Genomic DNA, 17,738 nt, shown 5'->3' with positions numbered 1-17,738 from the left:
CCTGAAAGCTTTTGACGGCCCCTAAACCCGCTCACCTTGAGCTTGCCGAAGGGCCGTCAGATTGATCACCGGCCGTTGCAGACCAACTGGAAGCACTTCTTCTCGTCGACCCGAGTGATCGCCGAGCAGGCTTCCGCATACTGCTGCATCTGGTGCTTCTTTCCGGGGTTCTCGCCCTGGCGGTAGAAAAACTCGGTCCAGATGCCGCGATAGAGGCCGCTGGGCACGAACGCCGGCAACGCAATCTGCCCGGCTGCCGGCACGATCGTGCCCGGAGCCGAAGGATAGGCGCGCGCCGAAAGCATGTTGCAGCGGATGTAGCGGAAGCCGAGGAACCCGCGCCCGGCAGCGAATTCACCGCGCGCCAGCGGGCGGTCCTCGCTGTATTCCCAGTTGGCGAATTCGGTGATGTTCTGAAGGTCGATCACGCCCTGGTTGTCGATGAACAGGATCGGCTCTTCGGTCTCGGTGTCCACGTCGTTGTCGTTGAACAGCTTCATCAGCGCCTGCAGCTTGGCTTTCGTGATGCCCGCGCCGCCGTGTGGGATGATGTTGCCGGGGGTGAAGGGCACTGCCGTCTGGCCATATTCGCCGGTATAGGCGTTGCCATAGAACCCGCCGAGCGGATCGAAGAACGCGTCGTCGTGATACCGGCGCGCGGCGTCCGCGAGGCTCTTGGGCGGCACAGCCTCAATGTTGACATCGGTCGCCTGAATGTCATGGCGGCCCACCAGCACCGCCGCATCGGCAGGCTTGCGCTTGCGGATCGCACGGCGAACGTTGCCGATGTCGACATAGTTGGTATCGTCGGCGCGGTTGTTCTGCGTTTCGAGATTGATGATATCGAAGCGGTCTTCGAGGATCTTGATCGTGCCGCTGCACTGGCCGCTGTTGCTCTCGTCGAACAGCTGGGTGAACTTCCCCGGAATCTGGTTAAGCTCGTTGGTGACCTTCAGCGAATAGGCAATGGTCCGATCGTTCTCGGGCCAATTTTCAAAAGGGACTCCCACAGTCTTTCTCCTGGCAAAAGTTTCACAACATGCGAAATTTTCGTCAGGGGTATCGCCCCGTGCGTCGCCGCAGGGCCGGGCCGGACTGGCGACTCACGTGCCGCGTGAACGCCCGCGTCTTTTGCGGGGAAGCACCGGGGCCGCCATCTGGCAGGGTGTCCGGGTCGTTCCGATCGGGCCGGGGGGCAGGGTGCTTCAGCCCGATCGGAACGCCCTAGAAGTTTATCGAATCGATAACAAAGTCAAGCAGGATTATCTCAGTGCCGTCCGCGCGGTTGCGGAGCGAAGCGAAGCAGAGCCACCAAAACCCGCGAAGGGTTAACCCCTTCGCGAACTGCCCGCCGCGATGATCTTTGCATATTCGTCCAGCTTCTTGCTTTCGGCGCTGTTCGGGTTGCGCAGCTTGTCCGCCGGGAGCTTCGCCGCCGCCGCCTTGGCCTGTTCCGGCGTCATGGTGCCCAGCGCCATGGCCATTTCGGTATCATCCACCTTGCCCATCTCGCCCGTGCGGCGCGCGATGTCGAACAGGATGCGCACCGAATTGCCCGCGTCGACCAAGCGGGCAAGGTCGGTATCGAACTTCACCGGGATGCCCATGCGCGTCAGCCAGGAATTGGTCGCGGCCTTGGCGGCTGCAAACTCCGCCTTGCCCATGCCCGCTTCCAGATCGGCCAGCTCGCGCTGCGCAGCCGCCTGCAACGCAGCCTGCTGCTCGGCGACATAGGCGTTGTTCGCAGCCACCAGCAATTCCGCCTGCGCCGGATGCAGCCCGGCCTTGTGGAACACGGGCCGCATCGATTCAGCAAAAGTCGCATCCTGCCCTTCAGGAACCTCGATCTTGTAGTCTTCCGCCTTCTCCGGCCGGACGGCAGCGGCAAAGCGCTCGAAGCTGTCGGGATCGTCGGCCTTGGGCAGCTCGATGCGGTTCCCCAGCATCTTCTGGCGCTCCACCAGCCCTGCCGCCAGCTCCTCCACCGATTTGAACCGCGCCAGCGTCTTGTCGCCCTTCAGGTCATCGGGCAAGCTGTCCATCCACGCCTTCGCGCCGGGATCGGCAGCAGGATCGGCGGCCGGGGCTGGGTCCGCCCGGCCCAGCGGGGAAGCAGGCGCGGGATCGGCAGCCGGGGCCGGATCGGCGGCGGGGGCGATGGGGTCAACGTCACTCATCGTTGGTTCTCCAGTTCAGTTTGCAGGGATTTGGCTTTCTCGGCCGGGATGAGGCGAAAGCGCGCCAGCAGGTGCAGCATCAGCCGCCGCTTGCCCTCCAGCACGCAAAGTTCGGCATGATCGGTCAGGGCAGAGGCCGCGCCCAGCCCCGCCGCCTGCGCTAAATCGTCAAGTACGATTGCGCCTGCGCGCGAAAGCGTAGCTCCGTCCGGATAGAACACCTCGCGATAGGCCTCGTGCACTTCGCGCAGCGCCCTGCGTCGCTGGATTCCGCCCATGCCGGGCAGGGTGCGCCGCTTCTGGCGCGATGCCGCCATTTTTGCGCGCAGCTCGATCAGGTCCGGGCTCTCGCCGTAGTCAGGCGACATTGGGAGGCACCGCCCCGGCCAGGTCCTTCGATGCCTTCGCCAGCTCCGGCACGGCGGCCAGGAACTGCTGCTCCTGGTTCTGCTGATCGTGCTGCTGCTTGATCGCCGCGCGCTCTTCTTCGGTGCTCATGATCGAAACCGGCACCGATGTGTTTTCCGCCACGAACTTCAGCCGCTTCTCGAACGGGAAGTATTGCTTGTACGTCTGGTAGGTCTCGGGATCGTTCTGGAAGGTCGGCGCAAAGAACCGCTCCATGTCGAGCAGCGCGCCCACGCCGGCCGCGCCCTGCGATCTGGTTACGCCATTGTCATAGACCGCCTTGATCCCCATGCCCGCTTCGCGCGCCTCGCGCACTTCGCCGGGTTCGTCGTCCATCAGGCCCAGCTCGTCCATCAGCGCCAGCTCGCGGTCCAGCTCGGGGGAGAACCATTCGTTCTCCTGCCGCGCCAGCGGGGTCAGCAGCACGCCGGCATCGGCCTTGCGCTCCATGATCTGGCCATCGGTCACATGGCTTTTCAGGTCCTGATTGATTTGCAGCAGGTGGGCATAGAACGCGCGGTCGATGTAGCTGTGCCGCAGCTCCAGCAGCCGCTCGGCTTCGGTGTTGTCGGCCGGGTTGAACAGTGCCTTGATCCGCTCTTCATAGCGGCTGCCAAGCCCCCCCATGATCACTTCGCGCGGGGCATAGCGGATGCCGTAATCAAGCATGTCGTCATGGGCCAGCATCGTCGGCCCCGCCTTCTGCTCGGCGGTTTCGGTCATATCCACCATCATCATCTCGCACTGGCGGACAGAGGGGAGCACCTGAAACGCGGCGCAGTGGCCATAGGGTCCGTTGAGGCCCTTGGCGAAGCGGCTCACCACGCGCGGGGCGGCGACGTAGCCGCCTTCCTTGAATAGCTCCTTGCCTTCCAGGGCGACAAGGCACCCGCGCCAGGGCTTGCCCAGATGATCGATCCGATCGGGATCGTATTCGGTATTCGGATAGATCGCGTGGATGAATTCCACCTTCTCGTCGTCCCCGGTGCCGCCCTGCTTGCTGATATGGCGTTTCACCACTTCGGGGCTTTCCGGCCCCCACTTGTCCCATGCCTGGCGGGCCGTCAGGGTGAACTTGTTGTGCGTGCGGATCGGCAGCCCTTCGGCGTTCTCTTCCACATAGATCTGGCCGATGAACTCGCTCTGATAGGAAAACCCGATCGGGCGGCCCATGATGTCGCGCCTGATATCTACCCAGCTCGATTGCATGGCAAAGGCCAGCAGGCTCGCCCAGCCTTCGCCCAGATGGTCGGTAAAGCCCGATTTCGGGTCGCTGCGCAGCTGCTGGAGCAGGCGGTTCTTGCTCTCTACCCACAGCGCCACGTGCTGAAGCTTCATCAGGTCATCGTCGTCCAGCGTCCAGCGCTGCCAAATCTGGCCCGAAGGGTTGGAAAGGCCCATCGCGATCGAGACGCCTTCCTCGAATTTCTGCTGGGCATATTCGTCGAACACGGCGGTAACGATGCTTCGCTGCACATCGCCGTACTGGCCGAGGCAATAGAACTTCGCCATGCGCGGCAGGATCAATTCGGCCACTTCCTGCCGCAGCTCACGGATCGCGGTCTGGCCCGCCGCCATCCGGTCCTGCCGCTTGATGATCGCCTCACCGCTGTACATGGTCACCCTTTCCTGAAACCGTCGCGCAATGGTGGAGGAGCGCCAGACTCCTCCACCACGCCCCCTCAGCCGAAGCTGAACCGCAGATTGTTGCCCGGGATCATCGCGGAAAGCCCGCCGCCACCGATCAGCAACGCGCCAAGCCGGCACACCGAAAGCACCTTGCCCCCGGCATCGAGCAGCACCGCAAAGCGCAGCGTCACCTGGTCCATTTCGGGTTCAAGCTGGATCATGCCGCCAAAGAGCAGCGAGCTGGCCTGCGGCGTGAACAGGGCCTTTCCGCCGATCACAGCCGGATAGGGCTGGACCACGCCGTTGTCGTCCGCCAGCACCAGAACCGTCAGGTCCCCGGCATCGAGCAGGTCCGAAACATCGCCCCACTTGGCATATTCGCCCTCTTCCGGCAGCTTCAGCGCCTTGCCCACCTTGGGCCGCTTGATGGTCGTTTCCGCCACCGGGGCAGGCGGCGCAGCCCCCAGCGCCGCAATCTGCGCATCGCGCTGCGCCAGCGTCGCGGTCAGCGCATCGATCCGCGCCTCGCGGTCCTTCAGGTCATCGGTCAGGCTCGCCACCTGCGCATTCGCGGCCGCCAGCTTGTCGCTCTGCGCCAGATATTCGGCTTGGACATCATCAACGCGTGCCAGCGCATCTGAAGCCGCAGCCTGCGCCACTGCAATCGGATCAATGGCAACGGTTTCAGGCTCCGCCGCACCGTTCGTGTCGAGCCCTTCGGCAGGCTCAGGATGAACTGCCGATCCTTGACCGGCAGTCGAGACACCCTCAGCCCCCCCGATCGTGTCGGGCGAAGTCGAGACAGTTTGAGCCGCAGTCACCGCAAACTCGCTCGCTTCATCGATCGCGGGCGCATCGCTCACTGCCTCCGGGGCCGCTTCTTCGGCAGGCGCAATCGCCTCGCCCTCCGGCGCGGTTTCCGGTGCAAGGTCGCCCGCCACCGCATCCTGCGCTGCCGTTTCATCGCCATCCTTCAGGGTCTTCAGCCGTGCCATCGTCGTGTTCCTTTGCGGTCAAATCGGGGCCTTCAGGCCGAACGCCCCAGCAAACTCGTCTTCGGCCCGGTCGAGGCTTCGGCCCCGCCCACAGGCGTCTTTTTCTGCCCGCGCGCACCGGTGCGCCGCGCCAGGCTGTCCGCCGCCGCCGCGCGCTCGAGCGCGTCGTTGCGCGTCGCCACCTGCGGAGCCTGCTGCTGCCCGGCCCCGCCAGAAAGCGCCTTCGACACACCCACTGTCGCCGCCGTTGCAAAAAGGGCCGGAACGATTGCCGCCAGAAACGCCATCAGTGTCTCCTCTCCGGCCCGCGCAGCTGCGCCACCTGCTTCGAGTATGAAACCTGCCCCCCGGCAACCCGCCGCGCATCGCGCCGCGCATCCATGTCAGTGATCACGCGGCCTTTCTTGGCCAAACCAAGGCACAGGTATTGCAGAGCATCCTGCACATGGCTGAAGTCGTTCTTGGTCGGCAGATCGCGGAAGCGGCCACCGGCCGATGTCTGGATGCGCTCGATCACGTAGCCGTTGTTGAAGCCGCGCCGCAGCATCCGCGCCGTTGTGCTCACCAGCAGGCCGGGCCGCCCGCCCGGCGATGCATTCAGGCGCGCCCGCACCGCCTCAAGGCGCGGCTCGATCCGGTTCCCCGGCTCCCCGCCGGGCTTGGCGCTGCCACCAAAGGCACGCAGGAAGATTTCAATCCACGTGCCCTCGTCGTCATACTCGCCCCATTCCGCCGCCGGATCGAAAAACCCCTTGCCCAGCGTCGCCCGCGGATAGGCGGTGCTCACGAATTCGCGGGCCAGCTCGCCGAAAGCGGTCGGCCCCATGCGGGTCAGTTCGTTGTTCTTCGCCGGATCGAAGATCACCAGCTCGTCCAGCACCCGAAGCTGGCCCATGTCCTCTTGCGCAAACACGATCGCGGGGGTTCGCCCGCCGTCGATGCCGAAATGGATCGGCAGGTCAGGCAGGGGCTGAAGCGCACCCTCCGCCATGTGCATTCGGTCGTTGAATTCAGGATAGACCGGCTGCCCGGCGCGCACCGCGCCGAATTCGTTGTGAATGAACCGCCGGATATCGTTCTCCGACATGGTGAGCATCATGCCCTGATAGTAACCCTTGCGCAGGTTCTTGAGGTTTTCGGCCTGGGGACTAAGCCCGCCGGGCTGCCGGTGAAAATTGATCCCGAAATCGTCGCCGAATTGCTGCTGGAAACCATCCACCATGTCATCGGGAATGCCCAGATTGCCCTCAACCAGCAGGTCATAGGTCCAGTTGTCCACGTCAGGCGCGTTGAAGTCGGCAATCACCCCGTTCCAGCCATGCACGGAGCCGTGATAGCGGCCCACGCGGGGCAGGCCGAAGCGGATCACCGAAGGATCGAGCGTATCGACCTCGTTGAGCCACAGCACGGTCAGCGACATGCCCTTGAAGACCTCTTCGGCCTTCAGGTCGCCCATGGCGCGAAACCACATCGTGATTTCGATCTCGCCGATGCCGATCACCATGCGTCGCACCACGTGCCGGTTCAGCTCGCCGTTCCAATTGGCCTTGGTTTGGGGAAACCAGCGGAACCAGTCCTGCATCACGTTGGTGGCAAGCTGGGAATAGGTCGCGCGCACGCAGCACACCGCGATCCGGCGCACGCCGTCCTGCATCGGCTTCTGCCACAGCGCCGCGTTGATGATCTTCTGGAAGCAGCTCGTCGTCTTGGCCGATCCGTAAGGCCCCATGATCGCCGAAATCAGCTTCGTATCGTTGATGAAGCGGTCCGCGATCGGGCCGACCGGCTCCATCGTCAGGACATTGCTTTCGCCGTCCTCGCTATAGGGCAAGGCCGCGCTCACTCACCCGCCCCGGAACCGTCCGGCGCGCTCACCGGCTCGAAGCGGGCCTCCTCGATCTCGGCTTCCAGCAGCCGAATGTCGTCCGCATGGACCACACCCTTCATCCGGCCCATGAATTCGGTCAGCGCGGCATCGGAAACCGCGCCCTTGGGCAGAAGCTGCGGCGCAAAGATGAACCCGTCCACCTTGCCGTCGACTTCGAGGCGCTGGACGGCCTTGCCGTGCACCCGGTCCATCAGCTCCTGGACGCACTTCAGCCAGAATTCGGCCACATCCCGGATGCGCACGGGCTTGGATTTGTCCTCGCTGCGCTGTGCCGCCACCCACAGGTCGCGCAGGCTCTGCCAATCCATCGCCATGACGTTGCCAAGGGCATTTACCGGGTCGCCGAACTCCTGGACGATGTACTTCGCCAGATCCTGATCACGCTTGTTGCGGGCGCCTTCCGGCCGCCCGCGCTTGCGCGCCAGCTGAAACACATCCTTGGGCAACTTCCCGCTCTCGTCGCGCAGCAGGTCGAGCTGCTCGGCGCTGGGCATGCCGTGCAGCGGCCGTGCTGGGCTGCCGGCGGCTTCGGTCAGCATCCGGTCAAGCCCGCTGGTTGACATTGCCCGCCCCCGATTCTAGCGTCCGCAGAACGTTGACACCTTTGGCGCAGGACAGGGCAAATCCCCCACCCGAACCCGCAGTTTTCCGCGCATTCTGGCGCGATATTGGGCGGCACCCAGACTGGCCGTTGACACCTGCGCTCGGTGCCGCCCGCACCCCCGACCCCAGTAGGGTCTGAAGAACTCCGCGCCCGTCCGAACGGCCCATTTCGGCCTGACAAGCGCCATTGTCGCGGGGCTGGCCCCGATCCGGAAACTTTTGACCAATCTGGTTCCTGCCGTCAGCGACGGGGAGGGGAAGCGGTCGCCGTTGGCGAGGGGGGCGCACCCCCTGGCCGAAGGCCAGACCGGCCGAATTCAGCCTGTCAGGCTGAACCCGCAGCGCCGAAAATGCAGCCAAATCAAAGCTTTGTGCTCTCCGTTCTGACTTGCCCATTCTGACATCGAGGCCATGCCCACCCCGAAACCGCAGAAAACCGCCGTTCCCGATCCGCGCCGCCCAGCTCCTCGATGCCGCCCAGGCCGAGGCCGCGCCGCCGGAAAATCCTCCCAGAAATCCGCCCCCCGCCGCCCCGAACACCTGTCTGGACGACATCGAGGACCGCACGCCGAGCGCCCCGGCATTTCCAGCCCCTAGTTTATTCGCTGCGAGATGAGTGTCCGACGCCATAGGGCCGGATATGTATCCCCCGGATCAGAGCCGCCGCAAATGGTTAATGGGTAGCGAGGCCCGAAACCGCCCTAACCGCGCCCGATTAACCGGCCAGCCCTCACAACCTACGGAAATCTATAGATATAATCCGATAGGTTAGCAGGTTAGCGCCTTGCCATGCCGAATACGCATGCGAGCCGCGAAGCCCATCGATCCGGCCCGATCGCGCGCGCCTGATCGCGCGCGTATAGAGAAGTCCGCTAACCTGCTAACCTGCTAACCGTGATCAAAAACCCAAGCAATCCCAATGCCTTGTGCGTCCCTATAGGTTAGCGCCTCAAGTTAGCCTTGTGGTTATCTCCGCCCCCCGACCCATCGGCAGGCCCGGCAAAGCCCTCTTGCCATCCCCGCCTATGGGTACGGGTCCGGGATAGAGAGAGCGATGCGCTAACCGCTCCAGGACGACGCGGCGCGCTTCACCGGGTCCGGGTGAACTCGGCCGAGAGAAAGGAATGTGGAGCGCGGACGCACCGCATCGGCCCCGGCTATGGCCGGGCTCCGATGCTGTCCGCGCGAGCTGGTTTAAGTCTTCTGGCCGTCCGCCTGGTGAGCGCCGCCGGGATCTTCGGCCCGGTTTGCCTCTGCCGCCGTCAGGGCAAGGTCTACTGCGTGGCGCCATATCCGTGCTTGACGGAAACCGAAGCGGGTCCGGGCGCGGGCTAGCCTTCACCGCCCTCGCTGATTTTCGCGCGCGGAATCAATTGCGCCACCACTCCCGCCAGTAAAGCAGCCATGCACCACGCGCCGAGCACCATATCGACGTAGAATGTCGTCTCAATCGGCACCAAGCGCGGCCTAGGCTCGACTGCGCATATGAACGCGGCGACTGAAGCGCCCACCAGAACATGCCAAGATCGCGTCGCCATGACGGCAGTGAGAAGCGTAGCAACTGCAATCGGCGGGTCCGTCATCGAGGCAAGGCCCGCCCCGATCAGTAGCGCCTCTTCAACGCCGGGCAGTGGCACGAGTGCGAGGTAGAAGGCTATTACGGCAATCGTCACCCCGACTGGTCGCCCCATGATCGTCGCTATCCGCCCCACCCGCGCCCCCTTGCTGTTCGAGTCGACCAACGGTATACCCCCACTCGTCCGGCAAGTCGCCGGGCCGGGAGTGGAAGCCCGAATTCAGCGCGACCAACGCGCTAGGCCCCGGCCTCAGCGCGTTTTCTTATGGTCGGGCGTGGTGGGAAGGCGAAAGCCTTGCCGTTGCTGATCGGTCTTCCAACCCGTCACGTCCGGCCACCAGAATGGAAGCTGGTGGCCGTCCGCACAGGACGATCAGCCATGAGTGATATCAGCTTCTTCGATTTCGAAACCAAGCCCGTCCGCGTCATCATGCTCGATGACGAGGCAAAGGGTACGCACGAAACGCGTACCCTTTCTAACCCGCACTGGGTTGCCGCCGATCTGGCCACCTGCCTCGGCTACCGTGACGCCTACGACATGCTCCGCATGCTCGACGAGGACCAGAAGAGCACGCATACCGTGCCAACGCTCGGCGGGCCGCAGTCGCTTTCGATCGTCAACGAGTCCGGCATGTGGACGTGCGTCATCCGCTCCAACAAGCCCGAGGCAAAGCGCTTCGTGCGCGTGCTGACCGGCGAAATCCTCCCCACCCTGCGCCAGCACGGCACCTACACCATGCCGGGCGCCGAGCCGCCACCAACGCCGGCCGCGCCCGCCGCGCCGGCATTCGATCCCGCCTATCTCAGCGCGGCCGTCGCCGTGGTGCGCGAAGCCCGCCGCCTCTTCGGCACCCGCGCCGCCCGCAACATTTGGGCCGCTGTCGGCCTGCCCGATCCGGATCACTTCGCCGCCGCTTCCATGGAGCACAGCTTCCCAGATGGCCTTGTCACCGCGCTCCTCGCATGGGTCGAAGGCAAGGATCGGCTCACTTATAACGATATCGGCCATGGCATCGGCATCGGCACGCCCGATACCCCCGCCAAGCACCGCATCGCAGATATCCTCACCGCGCGCGGGTGGAGCTGGCGCAACACCAAGTTCGGGCAGGCGCAGCGCTGGACATGGCGCGCACCCGTCGCTCCCGCCCTTGCCGGGGAGATCGTCCAGTGACCATCACCGGCAACCCCATCGGCGCACTGGATCATACCACGCAGCAGCTCGTGCAGGCGGCGCGCACCATGGCATGGCAAAGCCATCTCGATTGCGATGCGATGGAGCACCTGATCCGCAACGTCTCCACCCGCGCCAAGCGCACCCTCGTGCAGCGGCTCATCACCCCCGCCGCGAACGACTGACCGGAAAGGACATCACATGATCGATCGCAGCCAAATCGCCCAAGCTCTCGCCAAGGCCATCGCCTACAAGCAGTGCGGCAAGCAGGAAGACGCCGAAGCATGGGCCCGCAAGCTCGTCGAGCTGCTGGAGTGCGCCGATATCCTCGCGCGCTGATCTGATCCACCCCCACCAGCCCACAGCAAGGCCCCGCGCGCTACAAGCGCCGGGGCCTTTCTCATGCCGCCAGCGCCATCAGCGCGCGCGCATCATGGCTCAGCACGTCGGCCACCAGCTCGAGCCCGTCGCGGATCGGCAGCACCGCCGCGCCCTCCGGCTGCTCGCCGCTCATTCGCCCCCCTTGCGCTTGCGCTCTTCCCTGATCCGCCGCACCGCCTCGGCATGGCCCAGGTCCTTCGCCGCGATGGCGATTTCGATCTGCTCGGTAAGGTCCACCAGGTCGAGGAACGCCGCCAGCGGGATCAGCGTGCACGCCCCCTGCCATCCGCCAATCTTGGGTATCTTGCCCTTGATCGCCGGCATCTGCCCAGTCTCGTGGCCAGCCTTGTTGCGCACCACGTGCACCAGCCTTGAAAGTGCATCCGGCCAGCGCCCCTGGTTGAATTCGGTCGCCTTGAATATCTTGATCATGCCCTCGTGCGTTGCCCCGGCGATGCACAGGTATCCCGTGCCCAGGTCGTTCAGCTCGATCACACCCGCCTTGCTGGCGGCATGATCCGGCTTCAGGTTGCACAATCGCATGCCGTGCGCCGCCAGCTGGGTCCGGGCGAGGTTCCACCCCGTCTCGTCATCGGTGCCCAGCGCGATGATGCCGCGCTCGATCCATTGCCCCACGGTCTGCTGCACTTGGCCCCCGCTGCTCGGCAGGTGGCTCGATAGCAGCGTCGCCATCGCACGCTCGGGATGGTCGATGTTTTCGGTCCGCATCGTCCCGATCAGCGGCACGATCGCCGCCACGATTTCCTTCACCCGCGCCGGATTGTCCGCATCCTTGCCCGCCTCGCTCACCGCGTCCGGGGCTTTCTCGAACAGCGCCAGGTCGGCACAGGCCAGCGCCGTGGCATAGCAGTCGCGTTCGCGCCCAGTGCTGCCCCGCCGCGCCATCTCGCCTTCATAGGCCTTGAGCGTCGCGGCATAGCGTGGCCATTGCTCGGCAAGCCTGCGGTGCAGCTTCGGCCCCATTTCGCCAAACCAGTTCGGGCAGATATAGGGCTGCGATGGATCAAGCCGCACGCCGATCTCGGCAATGATCATGCGGTTGCGCTCCTGCGGCCGCATCTTCGGCGGCAGCACGCTCGAACCTTGGAAGCTCGAATAAAGCTCGGTCTTCACCGCCTTCTGGTCCGCGCTCGATCGCAGCTTGCCGCCGCCGTCAAAGCTTCGCAGCATCAGGTTGTACATCCGCTTGATGTATCCCGGATCGTCTTCCTTGCCCTCCAGCTCGTCCAGCAGCACCGCGATGCGCGCCTTGCCCATCTCGGCCGTGATGCCCGCCTCGCTCGGATCTTCGGGGCTGATGAACCAGCCTTCGCCGATCAGGTCTTTCAGCCGCGCCAGCAAGGTGGATTTGCCCTGCTGCGTCGGGCCGGTGACAAGCAGGGCAGGGCGGCGAAACAGCGCGCCGCACAGCTTTGCGCTCATGGCCCAGCCAAACACCAGCCAGGCGTAGATATCCACGCTGTCAGCCGGGTCCGTCGGATCGCCATCGAGCCGAACATGCGTCGGCCCTTTCCAGTTCCACCCACCCCGGTTGATATGGTCGAGGCAGTCCCAGGCCTCGCCCTGCGTCGCGGCATCGTCGGCGGGGCGCACCAGCTCGTCGTCCAGCGGGAAGATCAGCCGTTCGTAAAGCCCCGGCGCGCGCGGATAGAGTGGGCGCACCTTGCCGTCTCGCATCTCCCCCGCAATGATCAGCTGATCCCCGCAATGCAGGATCAGCGCCCCCTTGCGGCTCGCATGGCTGCCACGCTGGCGCTCGGAGTCGTCGATCTTGATGCGGCCCTTGGCTTGGCACGCGGCGATGACTGCCTTTTGCGCCGCGTCCTGGTTCAGTTTGCCGCGCACGGGCTGGCCGTCGCGCATCATCGGGAATTTTTCCGTGATCCAGCCCGGCGTGAAGATGTCGTAGAGCACACCCTTGTCGAGCTTCGCGTTCGTGTCGCGGAGCTGATAGAGCGAGTCCAGCATGTAGTACGTGCCGCCGTTGACGCCAAGGAAGGTCACCGGGCAATCCGGCCCAAGTCCCCCGCCGGTCGGATCACGCATGTCATCGGGTTCGCCCCGCTCCACCTTCGCCCCGCGCGGTTTGCTTTTCCGCGCCGCCGCCTTCCCGCGCATATCGGGCAGCACTTGCGGTTCTGCACCGCCCCCGGTTTCGTCCTCCCCCATGCCGCTCATGCCATCCCGGCCTTCGCAAACGCTTCATCGGAAAAGTCTTTGAACCCCGGCGATGGCCACACCGCGCGCACGAAATCGGGATCGTTCCGCCGCGCCTGGTGCGCCGCCACCGCCGCTTCAAAGCTTGCCGCCGCCGCCTCGTTGTCCGCAGCATCGCGGTCCGCGATGAAGCAGACGCCCGCCGCCTGTGGCGGCACCCATACATTGGCCATGTTGGAAAGGCTCACCGCCGCGCCGATCCACGGGTCGCGGCCTTGCTCGATCGCCCGCACGGCATAATTCAGCGCGTCCTCGATCCCTTCGGCAAACAGCGGGACCGTGCCCGGCGGAATGTCCTTCAGCCGCCTGCCGCCAAAGCCCTTGCGCAGCGGGATATACCCACCGCGCCCGGCGCTCTCGGCATCGTGATACTGCCCCAGCGTCGCCTTGTGGCTTTTCATCCTGCCAGGCACCGGGTCAGCGGTATCCTGAATTTGCGGTTCCCCCCGGATCAGGCGAACTCCGCCGAAGTCGTCCACCTCTTCCCATTCCGGCCGCACGATCTTGTGCTGCACCACGCGGCCTGTGCGGGTCGCATGGTCCCACCCGCTGATGTCCAGATAGGTCCGGTGGCACGCTAGAATGTCGCCCTCGGGGCCAAACACCGCCGCCAGCATGGCGGGATATCCCTGCCACTGCGGATAGCTTGATCGCACCGGGCAACCCACATCCGGGCGATACCGCAACGCCCCCGGCCATGCGCCCAGCGCGCGCCAGCTCGGCACGCGAAATTGCAGATAGGCCTCTGCCGGGGTCCCATGGATCGGCACCGCGCCGTGCCACAGCGCCTGCGCCCGGCTGCGCTTTTTTTGCGCCGCCGCACTGGTGTCCGCCTTGGCCTGTGCCGCGCGCGCTTCCGCTTCGCGGGCAAACCGCGCGCGATCGGCATCGCTCACATTGGCAAGGCCCAGGCTCTGGCGCAGCGCCTTGATCGCCTCGCCGAAATTGCCCCCGTATTTCTTGGCGACAACCAGGTCCAGCATCTGCCCGCTGCGGCCGTGCTCGCCCGGTTGCAGCTTGAACGCGGTCCAATAGCCTTGCCTCGGCCCGTCGCGGTTGATCTTCATCGATTGGCCCGGCTCGCCTTCAAGGCTGCCCACTTCCCAGAACCGGCCCGCGCGCCGGGCACCCGTCAGATACATCGGCACCAGCTCGTCCACCCGGTCATTCAGGCGGCGGCGAATCTCCACCAGCTCGGCCGCGCGGGCGGCCTGCTGCTCTGCGGTCAATTCCCGGCCCATCACGCAGCATCTGTTTCCGGGTAAAACACGTCGGCATTCACCTTGCCGCCCGTCACCTGGCGCAGCCGCGCCATGTATCGCGGGCGCGGTCGCCGCTTGCCCGTCTCCCAGTTGTGCCACACCTGCCGCGTCGTCCCCACCTTGTCCGCCGCCTGCGCCAGCGAAAGGCCTTGCGCCATGCGCCAGGCACGCAGCGGGTGGCAGATGCCCGGCGAGGACAGGGCGGCCGTCGTGTCAATGCGATCGATGCTGTCAGGATGTGTCATAATGGTTCGTGTAATGGTTTCGATTACACATTGACAAGCCCCCGTCATCATTTACTCGTCTAGCCATGGTTTGTGATGTCATTCATCTCCTGCCTATGGACAAGGCACCCAACCGCATCCGCGCAATCCGCATGGCGGCAAAGCTGTCGCAGCAGGCGCTGGCCGATAAGGTCGGCGTCTCCAAGGTTACCATCAGCTCGCTCGAAGTCGGCCGCATGCAGCTCACCCTGGATTACATGAAACGCATCGCCACCGCATTTGGTCTCACGCCCGTGGATTTGCTGCTCGAGGAAGAACAGAACGCATTCCTTCGGGAAGAGGAGATGGAGCTGGTCCGCGCCTATCGTGCCGCCACCCCGTTCCAGCGCGATATGATCCACCGCGTTGCCGAACCGCGCGATCCGGTGCCCTTCGCCGATCCGGCAAAAACGGCTGATTCGGATCGAGCGGCATAGGCGTGTTATCGATCTGATAATTTTAGCGCTTGACCTTGTAATCAATTCGAGAACATAACACCTCCGTTCACCCGAACGGAGGTTATCATGCCCCGAACTCAGTCAGTCGTCACGCATCTCGCCGAATGGCGTCGCCCTGATCCGGCTCGCGCACCAGCCAATCCCCCTGTCACGCAGTCCGTCACGGAGCTGGGCCAACGCGGCCAGTTCTGCGGGATCATGTACGTCGCCCGCCAGCTCCGGCTCACGGCGGTCGATATCCGCACGGTCGTCCACCACATCCGCGCGCACATTCAAGCCTCCGGCTTCCCCGCGCCCGTCACGTCGCGGCTGCGCGCAGGCATGCCCGTCACCGGCGCGGCCGCCGTCACCCCGAAAAGCGAATGGCTCCGCGCTGCCGTCGATGCCTGGATCGATGCCCGCCACTCCGGCACCGATGCCGGCGCTGCGAATGCCGCCGCCAATCCCGATCGCGCCGCCCGCATCGAAGCCATGCTGGCGGAACGCTTCGCCGGGCAGGGCAGGGAGCAACAGGCATGAACGCCCTCCACCAGCAGCAGGCTGATTGGGATGCGGAAATGCTGCCGCCCCTGCCGCCGTCCACCGCGCTGCTCACCCCCGGCGTTGCGCGCGCTCTGCCCTACACGCTGCTTATCAGCTTCGCCGCGCTCTATGTCGGCGCGGTGCTGGCAGATGCCGCCCTCCGTCTCTGGGGATAGCGCCATGCTCCACCCGATGCCGCCCGAACAGCCGCGCCCCGATCTGCTCGATCTGGCCTTGTTTCTCGTCGCCATGGTCGCCGTCTCGGTGATCACCGGCTTTGTTGCGTGGGTGTCCGCATGACCAAACCGCTCTCACCGCCCGATTTCGTGCCGGTCAAGGCCATGGAAGATGTGATGGCCATCCGGTCGGAACAGATTTTCCGCCACGGTCACACGCCCGAAAGCGATGCCCGGCTGCCGCTTCACCACTTCGCCCGCCAGCTCCACGGCGGCGCGATCCGGATTGAAGAGGATGCGCAGTTCAATCTCGATCTGGAAGTGATGCGCCGCCGCGTGGTGAAGCACGCCGCCCTCTGCCTCGCCCTGATCGATCGCATCGATGCAGAGCGCCGCGCCAGGTGCGGGGAGGTCGATCATGGCTGATGATCCCTTCGCGGGGTGCAACGATAAGGATGCCCGCATCCTCGATGCCGCCGATCACACGATCAGCCCGCTTCCCTTTGTCACCAGCATGCCCGGCGGGCAGGTGTCACTGCCTGCGATGTTCTTTGCCACGTCGCTGTTCTGCTTGGCCAGCGGCCCGGTGCATATCTTGCTCCAGCTCCAGCGCCATCGCCTGATGCTGCACGAGGCCTTCACGCCCGAAGGCGCGCGCCTGCTCGCGGCCGAATTGGTCAAGATGGCCGATGCTGCCGAAAGCGAAATGCTCGAAGCCAGCAATGTCCAGCTCGCCGCCACCCTCGCCAAGGGGAAGGGCGCATGAACGCGATGGATGCCGCTCTGCTGGCCGTTGGGCTTTTCGGCGGCGCTTGCGGGTTTAGCGCTGGCTATGGCTGGGGCCGCATACTTGAAGCCCAGCGCTACACATGGCTGCTTGCGCAGGTCCGCCAGCTTTCAGCCGCATGGAAGGAGGGACGCCTTGAGCAGGGCGGACCTATCGTGGATTTGTACGTTGGTTACGTCGTTCACGTTGCCGACTTGATCGAAAGGCAGCGGGCATGAACGCCGCCCCCGCGCACCCGTTCGTGTCGAGCGAAGTCGAGACACAGGCCTGCACCTGCCCCGGCTGCGGCGCGGCTTTCGCCCCCGGCGGTCGCGGGCTGGGCAAGCGCTTCTGTTCCAATCCCTGCCGCCGCCGGTTTCACGCCAGCACCGTCAGCGATGGGCAGGTTCTGGCCACGTTCGTGCACGCCTGGATCAAGACGCGGCATGCCAAGCCCGGCACCCGCAATGCGGAAATCTGCCGCTACGCGCGCCAGCAGATTGCCGAAATCGCCGGGCTTCAGCTCGAACGCCACGAAGAGCTTGGCCGCGATCCCGTCGCCTTCGTCGCCGCCATGATGGACAGCGGCACCCGCTACATTGATCGGACGCGCAAGTAGCCCCGGTCGCCTTTTTCCCAACCAGCCAGACAGGAGAGCACCATGGCTGCCAACCTTACCATTACCGACCGCATCAATCTTGCCCGCAAGTACCACGCCGATGGCGCGATCATTCAGGGCAAGTGGCGGATGAACGCAGCCAGCGGGCGCGAGCTCGTCTGCGCGCTGGCCGCGTTCGGCCCTGATATCAACGCGAGCGGCGATTGCCCCGCCGATCTCATGCCCTTGTGGCTCGCCGCGCTTGTCCCCGCGATCGATGATGGCATTGCGCCGCATCGCGTGGCGTGGTTTTCCGGCGAACTGATCGAGCGCGCCGCGCGCTGGCACGTCCTCGATGCCGCCGCATGGTCGCGGATCAACACGGGCTTTCTGGTCGCCACGGTCGAACAAGCCATGGCGCATGCCACCAAGGCTCATCAGGGCCAGCCCGCGCCCGATTACTGGCCCAAAGTCACCGCCGCCTGCGAGCAAGTTTGCGCCGCCCTGAAGTCCGGGCGAGGGCTGGCGGAGGCGGCGGCGGCGGCGGAGGCGGCGGAGGCGGCGGCGAGGGCGGCGGAGGCGGCGGCGAGGGCGGCGGCGTGGGCGGCGAGGGCGGCGGCGGCGAGG

The 17,738-nt window shown here is 65.1% G+C and carries 23 protein-coding genes; 11 read left to right on the top strand and 12 right to left on the bottom strand.

The window, feature by feature from the left end; all coding sequences use genetic code 11:
- Positions 1-65: 65 nt before the first annotated feature.
- From Q0071_RS01610 to Q0071_RS01570, 9 genes are all read right to left on the bottom strand, one after another.
- A complete protein-coding gene (locus Q0071_RS01610; RefSeq protein ID WP_298164573.1) occupies positions 66-1,010 on the bottom strand; it encodes a phage capsid protein in 945 nt (314 codons plus the stop codon).
- A 318-nt stretch (positions 1,011-1,328) separates the two neighbouring features.
- Positions 1,329-2,177, bottom strand: coding sequence for a hypothetical protein (locus tag Q0071_RS01605; RefSeq protein ID WP_298164571.1), 849 nt, complete (start codon positions 2,175-2,177; stop codon positions 1,329-1,331).
- Complete coding sequence (locus Q0071_RS01600; RefSeq protein ID WP_298164569.1) at positions 2,174-2,545, bottom strand: hypothetical protein; 372 nt, start codon at positions 2,543-2,545, stop codon at positions 2,174-2,176. Before Q0071_RS01600 ends, Q0071_RS01605 begins: the two co-directional genes overlap by 4 nt.
- Entirely contained in the window at positions 2,535-4,202 is a 1,668-nt protein-coding gene (locus tag Q0071_RS01595; RefSeq protein ID WP_298164714.1) for a portal protein, read from the bottom strand. The genes Q0071_RS01600 and Q0071_RS01595 overlap by 11 nt, the downstream gene beginning before the upstream one ends.
- A 65-nt stretch (positions 4,203-4,267) precedes the next feature.
- A complete protein-coding gene (locus Q0071_RS01590; protein WP_298164566.1) occupies positions 4,268-5,209 on the bottom strand; it encodes a hypothetical protein in 942 nt (313 codons plus the stop codon).
- Positions 5,210-5,241: 32 nt separating this feature from the next.
- Positions 5,242-5,496 (bottom strand): hypothetical protein, encoded by a 255-nt coding sequence (locus tag Q0071_RS01585; RefSeq protein ID WP_298164564.1) that lies wholly within the window; start codon positions 5,494-5,496, stop codon positions 5,242-5,244.
- A complete protein-coding gene (locus tag Q0071_RS01580) occupies positions 5,496-7,052 on the bottom strand; it encodes a hypothetical protein (protein ID WP_298164560.1) in 1,557 nt (518 codons plus the stop codon). Before Q0071_RS01580 ends, Q0071_RS01585 begins: the two co-directional genes overlap by 1 nt.
- On the bottom strand, positions 7,049-7,660 hold the full coding sequence (locus Q0071_RS01575) for a hypothetical protein (protein ID WP_298164557.1): 612 nt from the start codon (positions 7,658-7,660) through the stop codon (positions 7,049-7,051). Before Q0071_RS01575 ends, Q0071_RS01580 begins: the two co-directional genes overlap by 4 nt.
- A gap of 1,371 nt (positions 7,661-9,031) precedes the next feature.
- Complete coding sequence (locus Q0071_RS01570) at positions 9,032-9,391, bottom strand: hypothetical protein (RefSeq protein ID WP_298164554.1); 360 nt, start codon at positions 9,389-9,391, stop codon at positions 9,032-9,034.
- Positions 9,392-9,655: 264 nt separating this feature from the next.
- Between Q0071_RS01570 and Q0071_RS01565 the strand changes: the two genes are divergently transcribed.
- The 3 genes from Q0071_RS01565 to Q0071_RS01555 are packed head-to-tail and all read left to right on the top strand — an operon-like array spanning position 9,656 to position 10,786.
- Positions 9,656-10,447: a BRO family protein gene (locus tag Q0071_RS01565; protein ID WP_298164551.1), complete on the top strand. Its 792-nt coding sequence runs from the start codon at positions 9,656-9,658 to the stop codon at positions 10,445-10,447.
- Positions 10,444-10,632 (top strand): hypothetical protein, encoded by a 189-nt coding sequence (locus Q0071_RS01560; protein WP_298164548.1) that lies wholly within the window; start codon positions 10,444-10,446, stop codon positions 10,630-10,632. The genes Q0071_RS01565 and Q0071_RS01560 overlap by 4 nt, the downstream gene beginning before the upstream one ends.
- A gap of 16 nt (positions 10,633-10,648) precedes the next feature.
- On the top strand, positions 10,649-10,786 hold the full coding sequence (locus Q0071_RS01555) for a hypothetical protein (protein ID WP_298164545.1): 138 nt from the start codon (positions 10,649-10,651) through the stop codon (positions 10,784-10,786).
- 171 nt (positions 10,787-10,957) lie between these two features.
- On the opposite strand, the gene Q0071_RS01550 is transcribed toward Q0071_RS01555, so the two are convergent.
- Genes Q0071_RS01550 through Q0071_RS01540 form a run of 3 tightly spaced genes read right to left on the bottom strand, consistent with a single transcriptional unit; the run spans position 10,958 to position 14,573 of the window.
- Positions 10,958-13,027 carry a hypothetical protein gene (locus Q0071_RS01550; RefSeq protein WP_298164543.1) on the bottom strand — a complete coding sequence of 690 codons (2,070 nt, stop codon included), beginning with the start codon at positions 13,025-13,027 and terminating at the stop codon, positions 10,958-10,960.
- On the bottom strand, positions 13,024-14,307 hold the full coding sequence (locus Q0071_RS01545; protein WP_298164540.1) for a hypothetical protein: 1,284 nt from the start codon (positions 14,305-14,307) through the stop codon (positions 13,024-13,026). Before Q0071_RS01545 ends, Q0071_RS01550 begins: the two co-directional genes overlap by 4 nt.
- Positions 14,307-14,573 carry a helix-turn-helix transcriptional regulator gene (locus tag Q0071_RS01540; RefSeq protein ID WP_298164537.1) on the bottom strand — a complete coding sequence of 89 codons (267 nt, stop codon included), beginning with the start codon at positions 14,571-14,573 and terminating at the stop codon, positions 14,307-14,309. The genes Q0071_RS01545 and Q0071_RS01540 overlap by 1 nt, the downstream gene beginning before the upstream one ends.
- A 95-nt stretch (positions 14,574-14,668) precedes the next feature.
- Between Q0071_RS01540 and Q0071_RS01535 the strand changes: the two genes are divergently transcribed.
- From Q0071_RS01535 to Q0071_RS01500, 8 genes are all read left to right on the top strand, one after another.
- Entirely contained in the window at positions 14,669-15,028 is a 360-nt protein-coding gene (locus tag Q0071_RS01535; RefSeq protein ID WP_298164534.1) for a helix-turn-helix transcriptional regulator, read from the top strand.
- 87 nt (positions 15,029-15,115) lie between these two features.
- Positions 15,116-15,568 carry a hypothetical protein gene (locus Q0071_RS01530; protein WP_298164532.1) on the top strand — a complete coding sequence of 151 codons (453 nt, stop codon included), beginning with the start codon at positions 15,116-15,118 and terminating at the stop codon, positions 15,566-15,568.
- Entirely contained in the window at positions 15,565-15,747 is a 183-nt protein-coding gene (locus Q0071_RS01525) for a hypothetical protein (RefSeq protein WP_298164530.1), read from the top strand. Before Q0071_RS01530 ends, Q0071_RS01525 begins: the two co-directional genes overlap by 4 nt.
- 120 nt (positions 15,748-15,867) lie before the next feature.
- A complete protein-coding gene (locus Q0071_RS01520; RefSeq protein WP_298164527.1) occupies positions 15,868-16,173 on the top strand; it encodes a hypothetical protein in 306 nt (101 codons plus the stop codon).
- A complete protein-coding gene (locus Q0071_RS01515; RefSeq protein ID WP_298164524.1) occupies positions 16,166-16,513 on the top strand; it encodes a hypothetical protein in 348 nt (115 codons plus the stop codon). The genes Q0071_RS01520 and Q0071_RS01515 overlap by 8 nt, the downstream gene beginning before the upstream one ends.
- Positions 16,510-16,752, top strand: a complete 243-nt coding sequence (locus Q0071_RS01510; RefSeq protein ID WP_298164522.1) for a hypothetical protein — start codon at positions 16,510-16,512, stop codon at positions 16,750-16,752. The genes Q0071_RS01515 and Q0071_RS01510 overlap by 4 nt, the downstream gene beginning before the upstream one ends.
- Entirely contained in the window at positions 16,749-17,132 is a 384-nt protein-coding gene (locus Q0071_RS01505; RefSeq protein WP_298164519.1) for a hypothetical protein, read from the top strand. The genes Q0071_RS01510 and Q0071_RS01505 overlap by 4 nt, the downstream gene beginning before the upstream one ends.
- A 42-nt stretch (positions 17,133-17,174) precedes the next feature.
- A partial coding sequence (locus Q0071_RS01500) for a hypothetical protein (RefSeq protein ID WP_298164516.1) occupies positions 17,175-17,738 on the top strand: 564 nt, incomplete at its 3' end.

It is taken from the genome of Novosphingobium sp. (assembly GCF_027486195.1).
Classification (GTDB): Bacteria; Pseudomonadota; Alphaproteobacteria; order Sphingomonadales; family Sphingomonadaceae; genus Novosphingobium.
The sequence above is the reverse complement of the archived record's forward strand: the minus strand, read 5'-3'. Positions and strand labels throughout refer to the sequence as shown.

What these genes read in the sequence shown, in the direction of transcription:
- Q0071_RS01535 (WP_298164534.1), top strand. Translation starts at nt 14,669, where the DNA reads ATGGACAAGGCACCCAACCGCATCCGCGCAATCCGCATGGCGGCAAAG.
- Q0071_RS01555 (WP_298164545.1), top strand. Translation starts at nt 10,649, where the DNA reads ATGATCGATCGCAGCCAAATCGCCCAAGCTCTCGCCAAGGCCATCGCC.
- Q0071_RS01550 (WP_298164543.1), bottom strand. Translation starts at nt 13,027, where the DNA reads ATGAGCGGCATGGGGGAGGACGAAACCGGGGGCGGTGCAGAACCGCAA.
- Q0071_RS01590 (WP_298164566.1), bottom strand. Translation starts at nt 5,209, where the DNA reads ATGGCACGGCTGAAGACCCTGAAGGATGGCGATGAAACGGCAGCGCAG.
- Q0071_RS01600 (WP_298164569.1), bottom strand. Translation starts at nt 2,545, where the DNA reads ATGTCGCCTGACTACGGCGAGAGCCCGGACCTGATCGAGCTGCGCGCA.
- Q0071_RS01585 (WP_298164564.1), bottom strand. Translation starts at nt 5,496, where the DNA reads ATGGCGTTTCTGGCGGCAATCGTTCCGGCCCTTTTTGCAACGGCGGCG.
- Q0071_RS01540 (WP_298164537.1), bottom strand. Translation starts at nt 14,573, where the DNA reads ATGACACATCCTGACAGCATCGATCGCATTGACACGACGGCCGCCCTG.
- Q0071_RS01575 (WP_298164557.1), bottom strand. Translation starts at nt 7,660, where the DNA reads ATGTCAACCAGCGGGCTTGACCGGATGCTGACCGAAGCCGCCGGCAGC.
- Q0071_RS01505 (WP_298164519.1), top strand. Translation starts at nt 16,749, where the DNA reads ATGAACGCCGCCCCCGCGCACCCGTTCGTGTCGAGCGAAGTCGAGACA.
- Q0071_RS01595 (WP_298164714.1), bottom strand. Translation starts at nt 4,202, where the DNA reads ATGTACAGCGGTGAGGCGATCATCAAGCGGCAGGACCGGATGGCGGCG.
- Q0071_RS01605 (WP_298164571.1), bottom strand. Translation starts at nt 2,177, where the DNA reads ATGAGTGACGTTGACCCCATCGCCCCCGCCGCCGATCCGGCCCCGGCT.
- Q0071_RS01530 (WP_298164532.1), top strand. Translation starts at nt 15,116, where the DNA reads ATGCCCCGAACTCAGTCAGTCGTCACGCATCTCGCCGAATGGCGTCGC.
- Q0071_RS01545 (WP_298164540.1), bottom strand. Translation starts at nt 14,307, where the DNA reads ATGGGCCGGGAATTGACCGCAGAGCAGCAGGCCGCCCGCGCGGCCGAG.
- Q0071_RS01520 (WP_298164527.1), top strand. Translation starts at nt 15,868, where the DNA reads ATGACCAAACCGCTCTCACCGCCCGATTTCGTGCCGGTCAAGGCCATG.
- Q0071_RS01510 (WP_298164522.1), top strand. Translation starts at nt 16,510, where the DNA reads ATGAACGCGATGGATGCCGCTCTGCTGGCCGTTGGGCTTTTCGGCGGC.
- Q0071_RS01570 (WP_298164554.1), bottom strand. Translation starts at nt 9,391, where the DNA reads ATGGGGCGACCAGTCGGGGTGACGATTGCCGTAATAGCCTTCTACCTC.
- Q0071_RS01525 (WP_298164530.1), top strand. Translation starts at nt 15,565, where the DNA reads ATGAACGCCCTCCACCAGCAGCAGGCTGATTGGGATGCGGAAATGCTG.
- Q0071_RS01565 (WP_298164551.1), top strand. Translation starts at nt 9,656, where the DNA reads ATGAGTGATATCAGCTTCTTCGATTTCGAAACCAAGCCCGTCCGCGTC.
- Q0071_RS01515 (WP_298164524.1), top strand. Translation starts at nt 16,166, where the DNA reads ATGGCTGATGATCCCTTCGCGGGGTGCAACGATAAGGATGCCCGCATC.